Source organism: Streptomyces sp. MUSC 14 (assembly GCF_001866675.1).
In the GTDB taxonomy this organism is placed as follows: Bacteria; Actinomycetota; Actinomycetes; order Streptomycetales; family Streptomycetaceae; genus Streptomyces.
Genome location: NZ_MLYN01000014.1, coordinates 64,941 through 82,222, shown reverse-complemented (window position 1 = coordinate 82,222; position 17,282 = coordinate 64,941). Strand labels below are relative to the sequence as shown.

The following is a 17,282-nucleotide window of genomic DNA, read 5'->3' as shown; positions in this document are numbered from 1 at the left end:
CACACCCAACTCATCGATCGATCGAATCACTCAACTCGGTTAGAAGTGTTGAGCGTTTGAGAAAGCGCGTGCTAGAAAGCGCCGTCATGACGACTCCTTGGTCACGCCGTGGCTTCCTGGCCGCCTGTTCCGGCACCGCTGTCGCCCTGGGGATCGGCACCCGGGCGTCCGCGGCGACTCCGGACGAGTTCGCGACGCTGCGCGCGCGATGGCGCACGCTGATCCTGGGCGAGGGGTTCGACCCTGCCGCCGCCCCCTTCGCCTCCCGCCTCGCCGACCTGGGCGGGACGGCACGCCGGTACCGGGCCGCCATGGCCCCCGCGGCCGGCTCCCTGTGGCCCGACCTGGTCTATGCCGACCCCGACCCGGACACGGACCAGGAGTCGTACGGCTACTCCGGCAACATGAACGCCAGTTACACCCGGCTGAGCACGCTCGCGCAGGCCCACGCCCAGCCGGGCACCGGGCTGACCGGCGACGCGGACCTGCGGGACGCGATCCTCACCGGCCTGGACCACCTGCACGACGACGTCTACCACGCGGGCCAGGCCCCGTACGGCAACTGGTACAGCTGGCAGATCGGCGCACCGCAGGCGCTCCTGGACGTCTGCGTGCTGATGTACGACGCCCTGTCGGCCACGCGGATCGCCGGCTACCTCGCCGCCGTCGACCACTTCGTGCCCGACACGGCGGTGGCGAGCTACAGCGGGACGAGCACCGGCGCGAACCGGGTGGATCTGTGCCGGGTGCTGGCGCTGCGCGGTGTCGTCGGGGCGAGTCCGGCCAAGGTGGCGCTGGCCCGCGACGCCCTGTCCCCCGTCTTCCCGTACGTCACCTCGGGCGACGGGCTGTACGCCGACGGCTCGTTCGTCCAGCACACCTCCGTGCCGTACACCGGCTCCTACGGTTCGGTGCTGCTCGGCGGGCTGGGGCTGCTGTTCGCGCTGCTGGCAGACTCCGGTTGGGCGGTGACGGACCCGGACCGGCAGATCGTGTTCGACGCGGTGGAGCACTCCTGGGCGCCGTTCCTCTACAACGGCCTGGTCATGGACGGCGTCGCGGGCCGGGCGATCAGCCGGGGGCTCATGGTGGCGGACCCGAATCAGATCGAGCAGGACGATCACCTGCGCGGTCATCCGATCCTGGCTTCGATCGTGCTGCTCGGGCAGGGGGCGAGCAGCACGGCCAACGGGCGCTGGCGGGCGCTGGTGAAGGGCTGGATGGACCGCGACTACTACAGCCCGCCGCTGGCCGACCCGGTGCTGAGCCTGCCGCATCTCGCCCGGCTCAAGGGAGTTCAGGACGACGGATCGGTCACGGCGGTCGCCGAGCCGGCCGGGCACCGGCTCTTCCCGTCCATGGCGCGGGCCACGCACCGCAGACCGGGCTGGGCGGCCGCACTCAGCATGGCGGACCGGCGGATCACGTACTACGAGACCGGAAACGGCGAGAACCTGCGCGGCTGGCACACCGGTTCCGGAATGCTCTACTGGTGGGGGGACTCCTTCGCCAACGGCCAGTACAGCGACGCCTTCTGGCCCACCGTCGACCCCTACCGGCTGCCCGGCACGACCGTCTCGCGCAAGGTGCTCGCGGATGCGGCAGGCGGCGACTGGGGCGCCGCGAAGCCGGACGTGAACTGGGTGGGCGGGGCGACGGACGGCGAGCGCGCGGCGGTCGGCCAGTATCTCAAGGGCCTTCGGTCGACGCTGGTGGCGAAGAAGTCCTGGTTCTTCCTGGACGACACGGTCGTCTGTCTCGGCGCGGGCATCACCTGCACCGACGGGGCGGCCGTGGAGACGACCGTCGACAACCGCAACCTCGGCGCCACCGGCAACGCACCCTTCACCGTCGACGGCACCGTCGAACCCGCCGCCCTCCCCTGGTCGGCCGCGCTCACCGGCGCGCAGTGGGCACACCTCGGCGGCCACGGCGGCTACGTCTTCCCCGGCGGCGCGCACGTGCGGGCGCTGCGCGAGGCCCGCGACGGCAGCTGGAGCACGATCAACACAGGGGGCGCGACGACCGTCGTGAACCGTACGTACCTCACCCTGTACGTCGATCACGGCACCGATCCGGTGGACGCGTCGTACGCCTATCTCCTGCTGCCGGGCGCGACCGCGGCCCGTACCAGGGCGCGGGCGGCGAACGCGCAGTGGCTGACCGTTCTGGCCAACTCCCCCAGTCAGCAGGGTGTTTCGGTGCGTTCGCTCGGCTTCACCGGGGTGAACTTCTGGTTCGGCGGAACAGTCGGCACGCTCACCGCGAGCGATCCGTGCTGCGTGATGATCAGTGAACGGGGCGACGGCACCGCCGTGATCGCCGTGAGCGATCCGATGCGGATGCGCACCGCGCTGACCCTGACCTGGCGGAGGGCGGTCGCCGAGGTGACGTCCGCACCGGCGACGCTCGCCTCCGCGGCCACCGGCACCGCGTTGTCGCTGGTCTTCGGCGATCTCACGGGTACGGCGGGGGTCACCCAGCGGGTCACCGTCAGGCTGCGGTGAGAGCGCCCCCCGCGAACCGGCCCAGGGACGCCGTGAACGCGGCGACGAAGGCGTCCCGGTCCTCCTCCGGCAGGGCGTCCAGCGACAGGTACGGGTTGAGGTCCTCCAGCTCGACCAGCAGCAGTCCGCCGTCGCGGGTGCGGCAGGCGTCCACGCGCTGGATACCGTGGCCGAGGTCGTTCCAGTCGATGAAGCGCCGGGCGAACTCCAGGTCGGCGGCGGTCGCGGCGTAGGGCTCCAGCGCCCAGCGGCGCTCGGGGTCGGGGGCGTACAGGGCGTACTGGAAGTCGTCGTCGACGAAATAGAAGGACACCTCGTGGAGGAAGTCGACGCGGGGCTGGATCAGCACCTCCCCGCCGGCCGACGCGGTGGCCGCGGCGACCTGGCTCGCGGGCACGACCCGCAGGCCGGCCGAGTCCGCGCCGAGCTTCGGCTTGACCACGTACCGCTCGGCGGACGGCAGCCGGTGCAGGTCCTCGGCGCCGCCGACCGTCGGTATCACCGGGAATCCGGCGGCGCTCAGATCGAGCAGATACTGCTTCCCGGCCATGTCCGCCTTGCCGGTGAGCGGGTTGTACACCCGGGTGCCCGTTTCGATCGCCTGCGCACGGAAGGCGTCGTAGGCGCTCTGGTAGCCGAGGACGGGCCCGCTGTTGCGGACGACGACGGCGTCGTAGCCGTTCATCAGCGCGGCCGCGTCCAGCGGGTGGCACAGGGCGAGGTCGAAGCGGGCGCGCAGCCGGGAGGTGAGGAAGACGTCCTCGTCGCAGTAGCGGCGCCCGCGGGCCCGGTACGCCAGGTCCGTGACGTAGAGCAGGCGGGGGCGGGCGGCGGGCATGCGGGATCTCCTCGGACGGGCCGGTGCGGTGGAGAAAGGTTACGTCGCCGAGTGGGGGCCGTCTGCGGTGGGGGCGGGTTGGGGTTGAGGTCGAGCGGATGAGTTCCTGCGGCCGAGTTCGGTGCCGAGGGAGCCGGCGATGTGCGGGGTGAGCAGGACGTTCGGCAGGGTGTGGAGGGGGAGTCGGCGGGGGCACGTCGGGTTCGCGGCTCCTGCGAGACCTCGTACGGGGAGGGGCGGTCGCAGGACATCTTTTGTGTACACGCGATCAACGCGTCAAGAACATTCGCGCAAGGTGATCAAAACGATCGACTATCGATCGACCTCTGGTCGCAGCCGTCGGCGGGCGACCGGCCGCCGCAGGAGGAGCGGATGCGCAACTCCGGGAGCAGGTCGAGGTGTTGGCGGGGGCCGGGGTGCTGCTGCCCGTTCTGCTCGGCGAGGACGCGCAGCAGGAGTCTCGCGGCGAGTTCGCCGACCGCGCGGGTGGGCGGGGCGATGGCGGTCAGGGGCACGTCGGCGAGCGCGGCGACCTCGTCCTCGTAGGCGATGAGGGCGAGGTCGTCGGGCACCCGCACACCGTGTGCCTGGAGCCGGGGAACGAGCACGATGGCATCCTCGTCGCTGTGCACCAGGGCCGCGGTGACACCGCGTTCGCGCACCGCCCGGACGAGGTAGTCGACGGAGGTGTCGTAGTCGCCGTGTTCGCGCACGCTCGGGGCGCCCTGGTCGACGTCGATCCCGCGGGCGCGTACGGCCGCGTCGAAACCGGCGCCGATCTGGACTGCGTGCGGGCCTTCCTGGAGCACGGCGGTGATCCGGCGGTGGCCGAGGGCGGCCAGGTGGCCGACGGCGACGGCGGCGCCGTGGGCGCGGTCGGTGCGGACCCGGTCGAGGTCGGCGGCGGGGTTGCCGGGCGGGGCGGAGCGCTCCACCAGGACGGTGGGCACCCCGCTCTCCATCAGCCACTTCTCCTGCCCGTCCTGGGGGACGCCGGCGAACCAGCTGGGCGCCACCAGCAGTCCGCGCGCGCCGCCCGCGATCAGGTGTTCCGCCTGCACGCTGTCCTCGGTGTCGACGTAGCCGGAGACGCCGAGGACGAGCCGCCCGCCCCGGGCCGCGACGGCCTCCCGGGCACCGCGCACGATGGCCGCGAAGAGGTTGACCGTGGTGGGCACGATCATGCCGATGACGGCGCCTTCGAGGGAGTCCGGCCGCGGCGCGGCCGCGGTGGCCGGGGCAGGGGCCTGCTCGCCGGGCCAGACGACCGCGCCGTGCAGCCGCCGCACCCGCCCCCGGGCCGCGAGGGTCTCCACGTCGCGGCGCAGGGTGACGGCGGAGACGCCGAGTTCGGCGGCCAGTTCGGCGACGCGGAGGCTGCCCCGCTCCCGGACGAGTTCGAGCACCCGCTCATGGCGCTGGTCGACGTGCAGTCGCATGGGGTTCCCCCTGGAACGGTGGTCGCGCGGGTTCTGGTGATCGCGAATCGCATACTCTACGCCCACAACCGTATCGATCGTTTGCAATCAATTCGATCGCTCCGATGTTCGGGAGACACCCGCACAGCACACGCGTCGCCCTCATCGTCCCCACCGTCCTCCCTCCTCCTCTCACACAGCACTCAGTTCCCCCATGGACCCGCTCGTGCTGCACTGAGTGTCATGGCATCCGTCCGGGTGCTACGTTCCCGTTCATGAGCTCCAGCAGCGCGGCAGCGGCCGCGAAGCCGACGATGCGGGAGGCCCTGGTCGCGGCCGCCTTCCGGCTCTTCGTGGAACGCGGGTACGAGCAGACCACCGTCGACGACATCGTGGCCCTGGCCGGGGTCGGCCGGCGTTCGTTCTTCCGCTACTTCCCCTCCAAGGAGGACGTGGTCTTCCCGGACCACGAGCGCTGCCTGGCCGACATGACCGCGTTCCTCGCGGCGGGCGGCGCGGAGCACGAACCGGTGCGGCGGGTGTGCGACGCGGCCCGGCTGGTACTGCGGATGTACGCCGAGAACCCGGAGTTCTCGGTGCAGCGCTACCGCCTGACCAAACAGGTGCCGGGCCTGCGCGCCTACGAGCTGTCCGTGGTGTGGCGCTACGAGCGCGCGCTCGCCGAGTATCTGCGCGGACGGTTCGCGGGACGGCCCGACGGCACGCTGCGGGCGGACGTGGTGGCGGCCGCGGTCGTCGCGGCACACAACAACGGGCTGCGCTCCTGGCTGCGGTCGGACGGCGAGGGCGACGCGGGCGCGGCGGTCGACCACGCACTGGGCCATGTGCAGAAGGCGTTCGGGCGGTCCGCCGCGGCCGCGGCCTCCCCGCGCGTGAACCCGGTGCCGATCGGCGCACCGGCGAAGGACGCGGACGACGTGGTGGTACTGGCCTGCCGCCGGGACACCCCGTTGTGGCGGGTGGTGCAGGAGCTGGAAGGGGCACTCGGCCGGACCTGATCTCGCCGTCCTCTGCCGGACAAGGGGTACGCAGTGCCTTTACGAGTGACACTGAGTGCCATAGTCTGTCGGCGTGCGCGGCAGCACGGCTCCCGCCCACACGTGTGCCCGGTGCGCGCCGGACACGCAGGATTCCGGCCGAGCGCAGGGAGTTGACCAGCGTGTACCACCACTCAGCAAATGCCTCGTCTCCGACGGCCGGCGCCGCGACCGGCGTCCTCGATCCCCTCTCCGTCTCCGTGCCCGTCTCCGTAGCGGCCGCCGTCTCCGCCCCCGTGGCCGTCCCCGCTTCCATGGCCGTCTCCGGCTTCACGGACGCCAAGGACGCCAAGGACGTCAAGGACGCCATCCTCTTCCAGCGCTGCGCCTGGTGCGCCACCGCGATGTACCACCGGCTGCTCTGTCCGGTGTGCCAGGGCAGCGAGCTGCGTACGGAGCGCAGCGAGGGCGTCGGCACGGTCCGGCACTCCACCGTGCTGCACCGCAACACCCCCGCCGCGCGCAACGTGTCCCTCATCGAGATGGCCGAGGGGTTCGTGGTCCGGGGCCGCGTCATGGGGCCGCCGGTCGGCATCCACAGCGGTGACCGGGTCCGGCTGTCCACGGCCAAGGACCCGGTGCGGGGCGAGCCGGTGTTCCAGCTGACGGACGAGCCGTACCGGGCCTGGACCTGACCGACTTCACCGCGGCCGCGCCGTCGGCTCGCCCGCGACCGTCCGGCCGGACAACCGTGGGGTTCCGGACCCTCGTTGTCCTGATCGCGCCGTCTGGTCGATCACTCCTCCTTCACAGGCAACCCACAGTCTCCGCCTTCCGTCCTCCGGAATCGAGGGGCTCCCGGGACGGCCGGGGCGCCCGGGATTCGGGGGTCGAGGAGGAACAGTGGTCCGTGCCCGGCACATATGGGTGACCGCCGCCGCGTTGGCCGCGGTGGCGGGGGCATCCCCAGGGGCGGCAGTCGCACAAGGCCGACCACCGTCGCCCGCGGCACAGTTGGCCGCCTCGGCCGACGGCGCGCTGCCGCCGGGCTGGCGGATATCCGGGCAACGGTCGCGGCCGCAGCTGGAGTGGCGCTCGGACCGGGCGGTGCCGATGGGTGATGCCCGGGTCGAATTCCGGTCGGGCGACCGCCTGTTGGGAGTGCCACGGCCCGGTGCGGACGGGCGCACCTTCCGGCTGCCGCTGGACGAGCGCCGTGCCGACGAGCTCAGCACGCTGCGCGGACGGCAAGGGCTGCAAGGACCGCAGGGGCTCCATGTCTGGTCCGGGGGACGGCAGTTGGACGCACCCGCGACCGGCGGGGCCGCCGCCGCGGTGCAGCCGCCCGCCCCGCTGCCCGCGAACCCGGTCGACCCGGGCAAGCCCGGCACGTACCGCACGAGCAGCGGCGAGTACAGCCTCCCGTCCGTGAAGCTGCCCGGCTTCCCGGCACCGGTCGAGATGCGCGGGGTGGTCGTCGCCCCGGTCGGCGCGCCCGGCAAGCGGCCCCTCGCGCTGTTCCTGCACGGCCGCCACTACACCTGCTACCAGGGCGAGCAGATCGGCGGCGACTGGCCCTGCAAGACCGGCTGGAAGCCGGTGCCGAGCCACCGCGGCTACCTGCGCGACCAGAAGCTGCTGGCCTCGCAGGGCTATGTGACCGTCTCGGTCTCCGCCAACGGCGTCAACGGCCAGGACTTCGCGGCCGAGGACGGCGGCGCCCAGGCCCGCTCCTCGCTGGTGCGGCTGCATCTGGCCCGCTGGGCCGACTGGGAGGCGCACCCCGCCACAGCGCCGGCCGTCGTACGCCGGGCGCCGCGCGCCGACATGTCCCGGGTGCTGCTCGTCGGCCACTCCCGGGGCGGCGAGGGCGTCAACAGGGCGGCCCTGGACAGCCTTTACCCGCCGCCCGCCGACCAGGACGGCTACCACGGCCCGGTCCGCTGGACCGTGCGCGGCATGGTCCTGATCGGCCCCACGGTCTTCGGTCAGAACCCGGTGCCCGACGTGCCGTCGACGACGATCCTGCCCGGCTGCGACGGCGACGTCTCCGACCTCCAGGGCGAGGTGTACGTCGACGGGACCCGCGCGGTCAGCAACGGCAGCGCCCTGCACAGCGCCGTGTACGTGATCGGCGCCGACCACAACTTCTTCAACTCCGAGTGGACTCCCGGCCAGTCCGCGGCGCCCTCCGAGGACGACTTCTACGACGACCCGGACCACCCGGACACGGTGTGCGGCAAGCGCGCGGCGACCCGGCTCACCGCCGACCAGCAGCACCGGGCCGGCTCGACGTACATCGCGGCCGCCGCACGGCTGTTCCTGACCGGCGACGACCGGGTGCGGCCGCTGCTCGACGGCTCCGGCAGGCGGGCGCCGTCGGCGGACCCGGCGCGGGTCCTCAGCCATGCGGTGGGGGCGCGCCGGAGCGCCGGGTTCCCGCCGGACGGCGGGGTGAGCGTGACCGGCGCCCGGCTGTGCGACGCGGTGAACCCGAGTGCCGGCAAGGCCTGTCTCGGTCAGGGCGCGAAGGGGCTCTCGCCGCACTTCGCCCAGTGGGAGACCGGCCGTGAGGCCGGCCGCCGGGCCATCGCGCTGCGCTGGACGCGGACCGGCGCGCCCGCGGGGGTGAGTGTGCCGCACCCGGTGTCGCTGAAGGACGCGAAGGCGTTGGCGCTGCGGCTGTTCGTGCCGCCGAACTCCCGGGGAGCGCAGTGGGACGTGTCCCTCACCGACACCGCGGGCCGGAAGGTGACGCTGGGCCGGGTGCGTGCCGACGGACTGCCCGGCAGTGAGCGCACCGCGTCGTACTGGGCGCGTGAGTTCCGGCTGCCGCTGACGGCCGCCGCCCGTGCCGGGTTGCGGCTCGGCTCGGTCAAGTCCATGGAACTGACGGCGCGTTCGGCGTCCGGGCAGGCCTGGCTGATGGACGCGTGGGGCTGGCGGCCGGGGACGCCGGCGGCCCGGGCTGCCGCGCTGCCCCGGGTGGACCTCGGCCGGATGACGGTGGCCGAGGGCGACTCGGGTGTGCGCACCTACCATGTGCCGGTGCGGGTGAGCGGCCACGGCAGCGGGCAGGTCCGGGTGTACGTCGTCGACCCGGCCACCGGGAAGGCGAAGGACCGGCTGGTGACGGTGCGGCCGGGCGGGCACGACATCGACGTACCGGTCGAGGTGAGGGGCAACACCCGCTACGGTACGGACGTTTCGCACGATGTGCTGGTCAAGGCGGTCCACGGCGCGGTCGTCGGCTCCTACCGGGGCGGGATCACGGTCCACGACGACGACCCGGCGCCCACGATGAAGGTCACGCCGGTCGCCGACCGGGTCACGGAGGGGCGGTCCCTGACGTGGCGGCTGTCCCTGTCAAAGGCCGTGGACGTGGACATGAACGCGATGTTCGCCGCGGTGCCGGGCACCGGTCCGGAGCTGTCCACGAAGGACGTACCGGCACGCTGGCTGGAGGAGACCTCGGGGGCGAAGCCCGACCCGGAGCGTCCGCTGTCGAAGGCCGGTGTCTCGCTGTGGGTGGACGTGCCGGCGGGGAGGACGAGTGTGGACATCACCGTGCCCACGGTCGAGGACAAGGTGACGGAGCCGACGGAGTCGGTGCGGTTCCGGCAGGTCGACGTGGCGACCGGCGAGCCGGTGCCCGACGGGCTGGTGCTGACCGGTTCGGTGCTCGACGCGTCGTAGCGGACCCGTTTCCGGGTGGCCCCCCGCGGTGTCAGTCCGTGAGGGTCACCCGGATCCCGACGGTGCCGTCCAGGCCCCGCCGCAGTCGGCTGCCCAGCAGGGTGAGACGGCCGAGGATGCCGTACTTGCGGGCGATCAGGTCCCGGTAGCGGGCGGTGGTGGCCCCGTCGGCGAGTACGGCGGTGGCCGGGAAGATGTCGCCGGTGGGATTGCCCCGCACGTCGCAGGGGCCGACGAGGACGTCCGCGCGGCGCCGGATCCGTTTCACCTTGAAGCTGTCGGCGGCCGTCCACACCCCGAGGGTGTCCCCGTCCCGGACCACCCAGACCGGGGTGGCGACCGGGGTGCCGTCCTTGCGGTAGCTGGTCACCAGCAGGTACGTGCCGGAGCCGAGCCGGTCCAGGCGTGTGTCATCCATGCCGGGAAGTCTAGGAGCCCGCTCGCGCGGCGGGCACGGCGGCCGCCATGCGCCGTACCGCCTCGGTGAGGATCTCGGGCGAGGTCGCCAGGTTCAGCCGTACGTGCCCCGCGCCGCCGGTGCCGAAGGGCAGGCCCGCGCTGAGGGCGACGCGGCCGCGGTCCAGGAAGGCCTGCGCGGGGTCGTCGCCGAGGCCGAGGGCGCGGCAGTCGAGCCAGGCCAGGTAGGTGGCCTCGGCGGGGTGGAGGCGGATCGCGGGCAGGTGCTCGGCGAGCAGGCCGGTGAGCAGCCGCCGGTTGGCGTCGAGCCCGGTGAGCAGGGTGTCCAGCCAGGCTCTACCGTCGCTGAGGGCGGCGGTGTGGGCGATGACACCGAGGTGGCTGGGGCCGTGGCCGACCTCCTCGGGCAGCCGGGCGAGGTCGTCGGCGGCGCCGGGTCCGGCGAGGGCGAGGGCGGCCTTGAGACCGGCCAGGTTCCAGCCCTTGGAGGCCGACATCAGGGACAGGCCGCGCTCGGCGCCGGGCACGCCGAGGTACGGCACGAAGGCGGCGGTGGGGGCGACGAGTGGGGCGTGGATCTCGTCCGCGACGACCCGGACGCCGTACCGCTCGGCGAGGGCGGCGACGGCGGCCAGTTCGGTGGCGGTGTGAACGGTGCCGGTGGGGTTGTGCGGGCTGCACAGCAGGAAGGCGGCCCGGCCGGTGCCGGCGGTCGCCTCCCGGAACCTCTCCTCCAGGGCGGCCGGGTCGAGGCGCTGTCCCGGACCGAGGGGCGCTTCGACCACCTTGCGGTCCATGTGGCCGATGAACTGGAAGAACGGCGGATAGACCGGCGGGTTGACGATCACCGGATCGCCGGGCCCGGTGACCAGTCTGATCATCTCGACCACTCCGAGCATCACGTCGGGGACGATCGCGGTGCGCTCGACCGCGATCCCGTCCCAGCCCCAGCGGTCGGCGGCGAACGCGGCGAGTGCCTCGGCGTAGGCGGTGCCGGCGGGGTAGCCGGTGTCACCGAGGGCGAGCGCGTCGGTGACGGCGCGGAGGACGGGCTCGGCGAGCGGGACGTCCATCTCGGCCACCCACAGCGGCAGCACGTCCTCGGGGTAGGTGCGCCATTTCATGCTCGTACGGCGGCGCAGCCGGTCCAGGCCGAGGGCGCGCAGCGGGTCCGGTTCGCCGTGGGTGTCGCGCTGTGTGCCGCTCATGGGGCTCACGATAGGCGGCCGGGACGACGGCGGGAACGCCGGAGAGCCGGAGAGCCGGAGAGTTGGACTTCCGGAGTTCCGGGTGGTGATCGACTCGAACGTCTAGATTGCGTCATGAACGAGTGACCGCACCGCTCGCCCGGCTTTCCTCAGGCATCCAGGAGCTGACCCACGTGACCGACAACCCGGCAGCCACCGACGGCGTGGCCATGTCGCTGCGCAGCCGTATCAACACCAGTCAGCCGCACACCGCACGGATCTGGAACTACTGGCTCGGCGGCAAGGACAACTACGAGGTCGACCGTGCGGCCGGTGACCGGATACGCCAACTGCACCCGGGTATCGGGGAGTACGCGCGTGCCGACCGGCTCTTCCTCGGCCGTGCCGTACGCCATCTGGTGGCCGAAACGGGAATACGCCAGTTCCTGGACATCGGCACCGGGCTGCCGAGCGCCGACAACACGCACGAGGTCGCCCAGCGCATCGCGCCAGAGGCGCGGATCGTGTACGTCGACAACGACCCGCTCGTCCTCGCGCACGCCCGCGCGCTGCTGACGAGCACGCCCGAGGGCCGTACCGACTACCTGGACGAGGACCTGCGCAACGTCGACGCGATCCTCGAACACGCCTCGAGGACACTGGACTTCGGCGAGCCGGTGGCGCTGATGCTGCTGGGCGTGGTCATCTTCGTCGGCGACGACGAGGATCCGTACGGCCTGGTACGGCAGTTGACCGACCGGCTGCCGGCGGGCAGCCACCTGGTGCTGTCGCACACGGTCACCAGCCCGTCGATGCCGGACGTGGACGAGGCGGTGCGCTTCTGGAACGAGAACGGCACGCCGAAGCTGACGCAGCGCACCCCCGAGGACGTGGCCCGGTTCTTCGACGGCCTCGAACTGCTGGATCCGGGAGTGGTGTCCTGCTCGCGCTGGCGCCCGGAGCACGCGCACGGGGCCGAGCCGGAGGAGGTCGCCATGTTCGGCGGGGTGGCGCGGAAGAACTGAACCGCTGCCACCGAAGACCTGTTGCGCTGAACGCGGGGGCGCCGGGCCGCGTATGGAGGTGCGGGCCCTCGACGAGCCGGGGGTCTCGCGCTGCCGGCACGGCGGCGTGTGTTCTGGTTCGGCTTCGGGAGCCACGCATGCGGCACGCACGACGACGCATCGTCCGGCGGGTGACACGCCTGGCGGCGGTCGGCGGACTCCTCCTGGGCGGCGTGATGGTCACCCAGGCGGCCATGGCGAGCGAGACACCTCGCGCCGCCACGAGAACGCTGTCCTCCGCCGGCGGCACCGCGGACACCGGCGCCGCGCTGGTGGCGCGGCTCGGCACGGCCCGTGCGGCGGGCAGCTGGACCGGCACCGACGGGCGGCCGGTGGTGGCGGTGACCGACGACGCGGCGGCGCGGACGGTGCGCCGCGCGGGAGCCGAGGCCAAGGTCGTCGCGCACAGCATGGACCAGCTCACGTCGGCCACCGCGACGCTGCGTTCGGCGCCCCGGGTGGCGGGCACCGCGTGGGCGGTGGACTACCGGACCAACCGGGTGCTGGTGAGCGCGGACAGCACGGTGTCCAGGGGCGACTGGTCCCGGATGAGCCATGTGGCCGCGGGGATCGGCGACTTCGTGCGGATGCAGCGGACGCGTGGCTCCTTCACCACGCGGCTGAACGGCGCCCAGCCGATCCTGTCGACCGGCGGCCGCTGCTCGGCGGGGTTCAACGTGACGAACGGCCGGAGCGACTTCATCCTCACGGCCGGGCACTGCGGTCCGGCCGGGTCCACGTGGTTCGCCGACAACCAGGGCGACCAGCAGCTGGGCCAGACGGTGAGCAGCACCTTTCCCGGCAACGACTTCTCGCTCGTGAAGTACGCCTCCGGCACCGCCGGTGACGGCGCCGGCGTCGTCGCGATCGGCGGCGGCAACGGGGTTCGGATCACCGGGGCCGCCGATGCGACGGTGGGGCAGCGGGTGTTCCGCAGCGGCAGCACCAGCGGTCTGCACGACGGCACGGTGACCGCGCTGAACGCGACCGTCAACTACCCGGAGGGGACGGTCACCGGGCTCATCCAGACCAATGTGTGCGCCGAACCGGGCGACAGCGGGGGCCCGTTGTTCTCCGACGGCATCGCGCTCGGTGTCACCTCGGGCGGCAGCGGCGACTGTACGACGGGCGGTACGACGTTCTTCCAGCCGATCACCAAGGCGTTGACGGCGCTGAACGTCAAGCTGATCGTGTCGGGGCAGAACACCGGCGGCGCGCAGGGCACCGCCTCCTCCCCCGCCCCGTCCGCCGCGGCCACGCAGGCCGCGATCGCCCCGGGCGGCGTGACGCCGGGCTCGGCGGCGCCGGTGGCGGGCGGCCGGAACGAGAGGTTGCTGGCGCGCCTGACGGACACCCGGAACGTCGGTCCCGGGCTGCTGGTCATCGCGGGCAGTCTGATCGCGCTCGTCGCGACCCGGTACATCCGGGCCGAGCAGGATCGCAAGGCCTATCAGCGGTACTACTCGGCGACCTGGGGCTGACGGGACACGAGAAGGGCACCCGTGCGGTCACGGGTGCCCAGGATTTCACGCGTTGCGGTACGGTCGGCGCGAGGCCGGTCAGGCCGCCCGCTTCGACCGCGGGGTCGCGGCGGCCCACTCCAGCACGAGGCGCTGGTACTCCGCGCGCTGCTCGGTGGTCAGTGTCCCGCCCGACCGGCGCCACAGGGCCCTGATCTCCTCGTTGACCTCCGCGGCCGATCGCGCGGAGCGCTCGGTGACGGCTTCAACAGTGGTGGACATGCTGTGAAGCATATGCCGCTCGACGTGAAGACGTCGTGAGTAAGTACCCTCGATACGGACATTTCGGACCGTGTTACTCATCACGTCGATCTGTCAATGCGTACACGGGAGTTCACACTCTCCCCTCACCCAGCACGAGGACCTGGATGGCCAGAACCGCCGCCCCGCGCGCCCAGTCATGGAAGTCGGAGACCTTCGTCTCCAGGTCCACCGGTTCGGCGAGCGGATGCCGGTGGGCGCGGACGGTCTCGTGGACCGTGACCCCGGCCACATCCATCAGTCCGACCCCCTCTCCGGCGAGCAGGATCTTCTGCGGCAGCGCGAAGTTGGCGATCTGCGCGACCAGGACGCCGAGCGCCCGGGCCGCCTCGCCGACGACCCGGGCGGCCATGGGCTCGCCCGCGGCGGCACCGGTGAGGATGTCCTCGTAACCGACGTCACGGCCGGTCGCGGCGCGGATCTGGTACTCGATGCCGGGGATCGTGAGCATGGCCACGGCGCTGCCGCGGGTGCCGTCCGGGGTGAGCGGGCCGTGCGGGTCGACGATCCAGTACCGGCCGGGGGCGCGGCCCTCCTCCGCGAACGGCACGCGCCTGCCACCGAGCACCAGCCCGTAGCCGAGGCCGGCGCCGATGGTCAGCACGGCGAAGCGGTCCAGGCCCCGGCCCGCGCCGAACCAGGTCTCGGCCTCGGTCAGGGCGGCGACGTCGTTCTCGACGACGACCGGCAGCCCGGTGCGGTCGCGGACCAGCGCGGCGAGCGGCACGTCCCGCCAGCCGAGGAACGGCGAGTCCGCCACCACCGCACGCTCGCGCACCAGACCGCCCACGCCGATGCCGAGTCCGGCCGGGTCCGGCCGCCCCCGCGCGAGGCCGGCGGCCAGCCGCGCGACCACGTCGGCGACGGCGTCCGGGTCGTGGCCGGTCAGCGGCCGGTCCAGACGGGCGAGGACCTCGCTGCGCAGGGTGGTGACCACGCCGTACACCCGGTCGGCGGTGATCTTGAAGCCGAGGAAGGAGCAGGAGTCGGCCACGACGCCGAGCGGCCGGGACGGGCGTCCCTGGCGGGCCTGCGCCCCGCCGTCCGCCTCGGCCGTCTCCACCAGCAGCCCCGACTCGATCAGGGGTTTGGTCAGGCGGGTGAGGCTGCCCTGCGAGAGCCCGAGACGCCGGGCCAGCCCGGTGCGGGACAGCGGCCCGTGCACGAGCACCTCGATCGCCACGGAACGCTCCGCCGGGCTCAGCGGAAGCCAGTCGGTCACGACATCCCTTTTCTTTTGACTCAGAAGCAACCAGGTCACCCTACTGCTCCACTATGCGCGTATCAGAAGCTTCCTCCCGCCCCTTGACGATGCAATTATTCTGCACCAAAAGTAATCAGCATGACTTTCTCTCTCGGCATCGTCGGCGCCGGACAGTTCTCCGGTCAGTTCGCCACGCTGTTCCAGGCCCACCCCGGCGTCCGTGACGTGTACGTCACCGATCTGCTGCCCGAGCGGGCCGAGCGGCTCGCCGCCGCGCAGGGGCTCGCCGGCACCTTCCCGTCGTACGAGGCCATGCTGGAGTCGGCGGCGCTCGACGCGGTCGCGATCTTCACCCAGCGCTGGACGCACGGCCCGCTCGTGCTGCAGGGGCTCGGCGCCGGCAAGCACGTGTACTGCGCCGTCCCCATGGCGATCAGCACGGAGGAGATCGGCGCGATCATCGACGCGGTCCGGGCGACCGGGCTGACGTACATGATGGGCGAGACCAGTCACTACCACCCGGCGACCGTGCACGCCCGCGCCCAGCTCGCCCAGGGCGCCTTCGGCCGGCTCTTCTACGCCGAGGGCGACTACGTCCACGACATGGACCTCGGCTTCTACGACGCCTACCGGTACAGCGGCGGCGAGAACTGGCGGGCGACGGCCAGCTATCCGCCGCTGCTCTACCCGACGCACGCGGTGGGCGGCGTGCTCGGGGCCTGGCGGACGCACGCCGTGAGCGTGTCGGCGATCGGGGTGCGGGACGATCGCGGGGACGGCGTTTTCGACCGTTCGGTCAGTCAGTTCGACAACGACGTGTCCAACGCGACCGCTCTGTTCGAAGTGGCGGGCGGTGGATCGTTCCGTACGAACGAGTTCCGGCGGGTCGGCTATCCCTCGCACATCCGCGAGTCCCGGTTCCGGTTCTTCGGCACCGAGGCCAGCATGGAGCAGCTGGCGACGGTGGCGCTGTGGCAGGACAAGAAGGGGGTGCGGGACATCAGTGAACTGCTGGAGCCCAGGCGGACGTTGGCCCCCGACGACCCCTCACTCGCGCACGTCGCACCGGAGTTGCGGGCCGCCTTCACCTCCGGCTCGGCCCCGGTGCACGACCGCTCCCGGCTGCCCAGGGAGTTCGACCACCTCCACAACGGCCACGAGGGCAGCCATCACTTTCTCGTCGACGACTTCGTCACTGCCGTCACCACCCGCGCCCTGCCGGCCGTGAACGCGTGGACGGCCGCCCGCTACACCCTGCCGGGCGTCATCGCGCACGAGTCCGCGCGGCAGGGCGGGGTACGGCTGCGGATCCCCGACTTCGGGGACGCGCCCGAGGCGTGACGGCCCGGGCGACGACGGCCCGGGCGCCGCTCACGCGCGGCCGCTCAGGTGCCCGGCTTGCGGCCGTAGACGAAGACGTCGTCGCCCGTCCTCAGCAGCGACCAGTACGTCTGGGCGTCCTTGGTGGTCATGTTGACGCAGCCGTGCGAACCCGGCTGGTTCCACATGCTCAGGCCCACCGAGTGGAAGGCCTGGCCGCCGTCGAAGAACTGGCTGTACGGCATCGGCACGTTGTAGAGGGTCGAGACGTGGTGGAGGTCGCGCCAGTAGACCTTCTTCAGACCGGTACGGGTGACGTATCCCTTGCGGCCGGTGCGCACGGGCACCGGTCCGTAGACGACCTTCTTGCCGTCCTGGATCCAGCTGAGCTGGAGCGTGAGGTTCACGCACGCGATCCGGCCCTTGTTCACCGGGCACGCGCCGTCCTTGTTCGGGTTCTTCCCCGCGGCCCGCTGCTTGCTCACCACGTCCATCACGCCCCAGGTGACGGGCCCGGCGTAGCCGATGTCGGGCGTGATGCCGTGCGTGTCCTGGAAGGCCTTGATCGCCCTGCAGTCGGCGGCGGACTGCTTGCCGTCGACGGGTCGGCCGAGGAACTTCTCCGCCTGCTTCTGGTACGGCCCCGCCTGCGTGGTGCAGCTGGTGGCCGCGTGGGCCGGCGCGGCGGTGAGGGCGAGCGTGAGCGGCGCCACCAGTCCCGTGACCCCCAGCGCGACGACGCCCCGTCTGCGTGTGTCCCCCATGTCCGTGTCCCCTTCTCCCCTTGTTCTCCCCTGGCCGCCCGGGAGTTGCCCCGGGTGCTTACCACTCGCTTCCCGCGATGTCTGACTC

At 72.4% G+C, this 17,282-nt stretch carries 14 protein-coding genes; 7 read left to right on the top strand and 7 right to left on the bottom strand.

Features of this window, described 5'->3' with window-relative positions:
* Positions 1 to 86: 86 nt before the first annotated feature.
* Positions 87 to 2,507 carry a polysaccharide lyase 8 family protein gene (locus BIV25_RS07865; protein ID WP_071371448.1) on the top strand — a complete coding sequence of 807 codons (2,421 nt, stop codon included), beginning with the start codon at positions 87 to 89 and terminating at the stop codon, positions 2,505 to 2,507.
* On the opposite strand, the gene BIV25_RS07860 is transcribed toward BIV25_RS07865, so the two are convergent.
* Together BIV25_RS07860 and BIV25_RS07855 are read right to left on the bottom strand one after the other, a co-directional pair.
* On the bottom strand, positions 2,494 to 3,345 hold the full coding sequence (locus BIV25_RS07860; protein WP_071371447.1) for a hypothetical protein: 852 nt from the start codon (positions 3,343 to 3,345) through the stop codon (positions 2,494 to 2,496). The genes BIV25_RS07865 and BIV25_RS07860 overlap by 14 nt on opposite strands.
* A 299-nt stretch (positions 3,346 to 3,644) precedes the next feature.
* Positions 3,645 to 4,784, bottom strand: coding sequence for a substrate-binding domain-containing protein (locus tag BIV25_RS07855; protein ID WP_071371446.1), 1,140 nt, complete (start codon positions 4,782 to 4,784; stop codon positions 3,645 to 3,647).
* A 254-nt stretch (positions 4,785 to 5,038) separates the two neighbouring features.
* Here BIV25_RS07855 and BIV25_RS07850 point away from each other — a divergent pair, with 254 nt between their 5' ends.
* The 3 genes from BIV25_RS07850 (at position 5,039) to BIV25_RS07840 (ending at position 9,457) form a co-directional block, all read left to right on the top strand.
* Positions 5,039 to 5,782, top strand: a complete 744-nt coding sequence (locus BIV25_RS07850) for a TetR family transcriptional regulator (RefSeq protein WP_071371445.1) — start codon at positions 5,039 to 5,041, stop codon at positions 5,780 to 5,782.
* Between the two features lie 161 nt (positions 5,783 to 5,943).
* Complete coding sequence (locus BIV25_RS07845) at positions 5,944 to 6,456, top strand: hypothetical protein (RefSeq protein ID WP_107485989.1); 513 nt, start codon at positions 5,944 to 5,946, stop codon at positions 6,454 to 6,456.
* 208 nt (positions 6,457 to 6,664) lie between these two features.
* A complete protein-coding gene (locus BIV25_RS07840) occupies positions 6,665 to 9,457 on the top strand; it encodes a S9 family peptidase (protein WP_071371444.1) in 2,793 nt (930 codons plus the stop codon).
* A gap of 31 nt (positions 9,458 to 9,488) precedes the next feature.
* Here BIV25_RS07840 and BIV25_RS07835 read toward each other — a convergent pair whose 3' ends face one another.
* On the bottom strand, positions 9,489 to 9,875 hold the full coding sequence (locus BIV25_RS07835) for a PPOX class F420-dependent oxidoreductase (RefSeq protein ID WP_071371443.1): 387 nt from the start codon (positions 9,873 to 9,875) through the stop codon (positions 9,489 to 9,491).
* A gap of 10 nt (positions 9,876 to 9,885) precedes the next feature.
* Positions 9,886 to 11,082 carry a MalY/PatB family protein gene (locus tag BIV25_RS07830; protein WP_071371442.1) on the bottom strand — a complete coding sequence of 399 codons (1,197 nt, stop codon included), beginning with the start codon at positions 11,080 to 11,082 and terminating at the stop codon, positions 9,886 to 9,888.
* A 173-nt stretch (positions 11,083 to 11,255) separates the two neighbouring features.
* Here BIV25_RS07830 and BIV25_RS07825 point away from each other — a divergent pair, with 173 nt between their 5' ends.
* Positions 11,256 to 12,086, top strand: coding sequence for an SAM-dependent methyltransferase (locus BIV25_RS07825; protein ID WP_071371564.1), 831 nt, complete (start codon positions 11,256 to 11,258; stop codon positions 12,084 to 12,086).
* 137 nt (positions 12,087 to 12,223) lie between these two features.
* On the top strand, positions 12,224 to 13,606 hold the full coding sequence (locus BIV25_RS07820; RefSeq protein ID WP_071371441.1) for a S1 family peptidase: 1,383 nt from the start codon (positions 12,224 to 12,226) through the stop codon (positions 13,604 to 13,606).
* Positions 13,607 to 13,684: 78 nt separating this feature from the next.
* Here BIV25_RS07820 and BIV25_RS07815 read toward each other — a convergent pair whose 3' ends face one another.
* Positions 13,685 to 13,879, bottom strand: a complete 195-nt coding sequence (locus BIV25_RS07815; protein WP_071371440.1) for a hypothetical protein — start codon at positions 13,877 to 13,879, stop codon at positions 13,685 to 13,687.
* Positions 13,880 to 13,979: 100 nt separating this feature from the next.
* Positions 13,980 to 15,128, bottom strand: coding sequence for an ROK family transcriptional regulator (locus BIV25_RS07810; protein ID WP_256255660.1), 1,149 nt, complete (start codon positions 15,126 to 15,128; stop codon positions 13,980 to 13,982).
* A 120-nt stretch (positions 15,129 to 15,248) separates the two neighbouring features.
* Here BIV25_RS07810 and BIV25_RS07805 point away from each other — a divergent pair, with 120 nt between their 5' ends.
* The gene (locus tag BIV25_RS07805; RefSeq protein WP_071371439.1) at positions 15,249 to 16,451 is read left to right on the top strand and encodes a Gfo/Idh/MocA family protein; all 1,203 of its coding nucleotides are present in this window, start codon (positions 15,249 to 15,251) and stop codon (positions 16,449 to 16,451) included.
* 44 nt (positions 16,452 to 16,495) lie between these two features.
* On the opposite strand, the gene BIV25_RS07800 is transcribed toward BIV25_RS07805, so the two are convergent.
* The gene (locus tag BIV25_RS07800) at positions 16,496 to 17,194 is read right to left on the bottom strand and encodes a L,D-transpeptidase (RefSeq protein WP_071371438.1); all 699 of its coding nucleotides are present in this window, start codon (positions 17,192 to 17,194) and stop codon (positions 16,496 to 16,498) included.
* Positions 17,195 to 17,282: the final 88 nt, after the last annotated feature.

What these genes read in the sequence shown, in the direction of transcription:
- BIV25_RS07865 (WP_071371448.1), top strand. Translation starts at nt 87, where the DNA reads ATGACGACTCCTTGGTCACGCCGTGGCTTCCTGGCCGCCTGTTCCGGC.
- BIV25_RS07860 (WP_071371447.1), bottom strand. Translation starts at nt 3,345, where the DNA reads ATGCCCGCCGCCCGCCCCCGCCTGCTCTACGTCACGGACCTGGCGTAC.
- BIV25_RS07855 (WP_071371446.1), bottom strand. Translation starts at nt 4,784, where the DNA reads ATGCGACTGCACGTCGACCAGCGCCATGAGCGGGTGCTCGAACTCGTC.
- BIV25_RS07850 (WP_071371445.1), top strand. Translation starts at nt 5,039, where the DNA reads ATGAGCTCCAGCAGCGCGGCAGCGGCCGCGAAGCCGACGATGCGGGAG.
- BIV25_RS07835 (WP_071371443.1), bottom strand. Translation starts at nt 9,875, where the DNA reads ATGGATGACACACGCCTGGACCGGCTCGGCTCCGGCACGTACCTGCTG.
- BIV25_RS07830 (WP_071371442.1), bottom strand. Translation starts at nt 11,082, where the DNA reads ATGAGCGGCACACAGCGCGACACCCACGGCGAACCGGACCCGCTGCGC.
- BIV25_RS07820 (WP_071371441.1), top strand. Translation starts at nt 12,224, where the DNA reads ATGCGGCACGCACGACGACGCATCGTCCGGCGGGTGACACGCCTGGCG.
- BIV25_RS07815 (WP_071371440.1), bottom strand. Translation starts at nt 13,879, where the DNA reads ATGCTTCACAGCATGTCCACCACTGTTGAAGCCGTCACCGAGCGCTCC.
- BIV25_RS07805 (WP_071371439.1), top strand. Translation starts at nt 15,249, where the DNA reads ATGACTTTCTCTCTCGGCATCGTCGGCGCCGGACAGTTCTCCGGTCAG.
- BIV25_RS07800 (WP_071371438.1), bottom strand. Translation starts at nt 17,194, where the DNA reads ATGGGGGACACACGCAGACGGGGCGTCGTCGCGCTGGGGGTCACGGGA.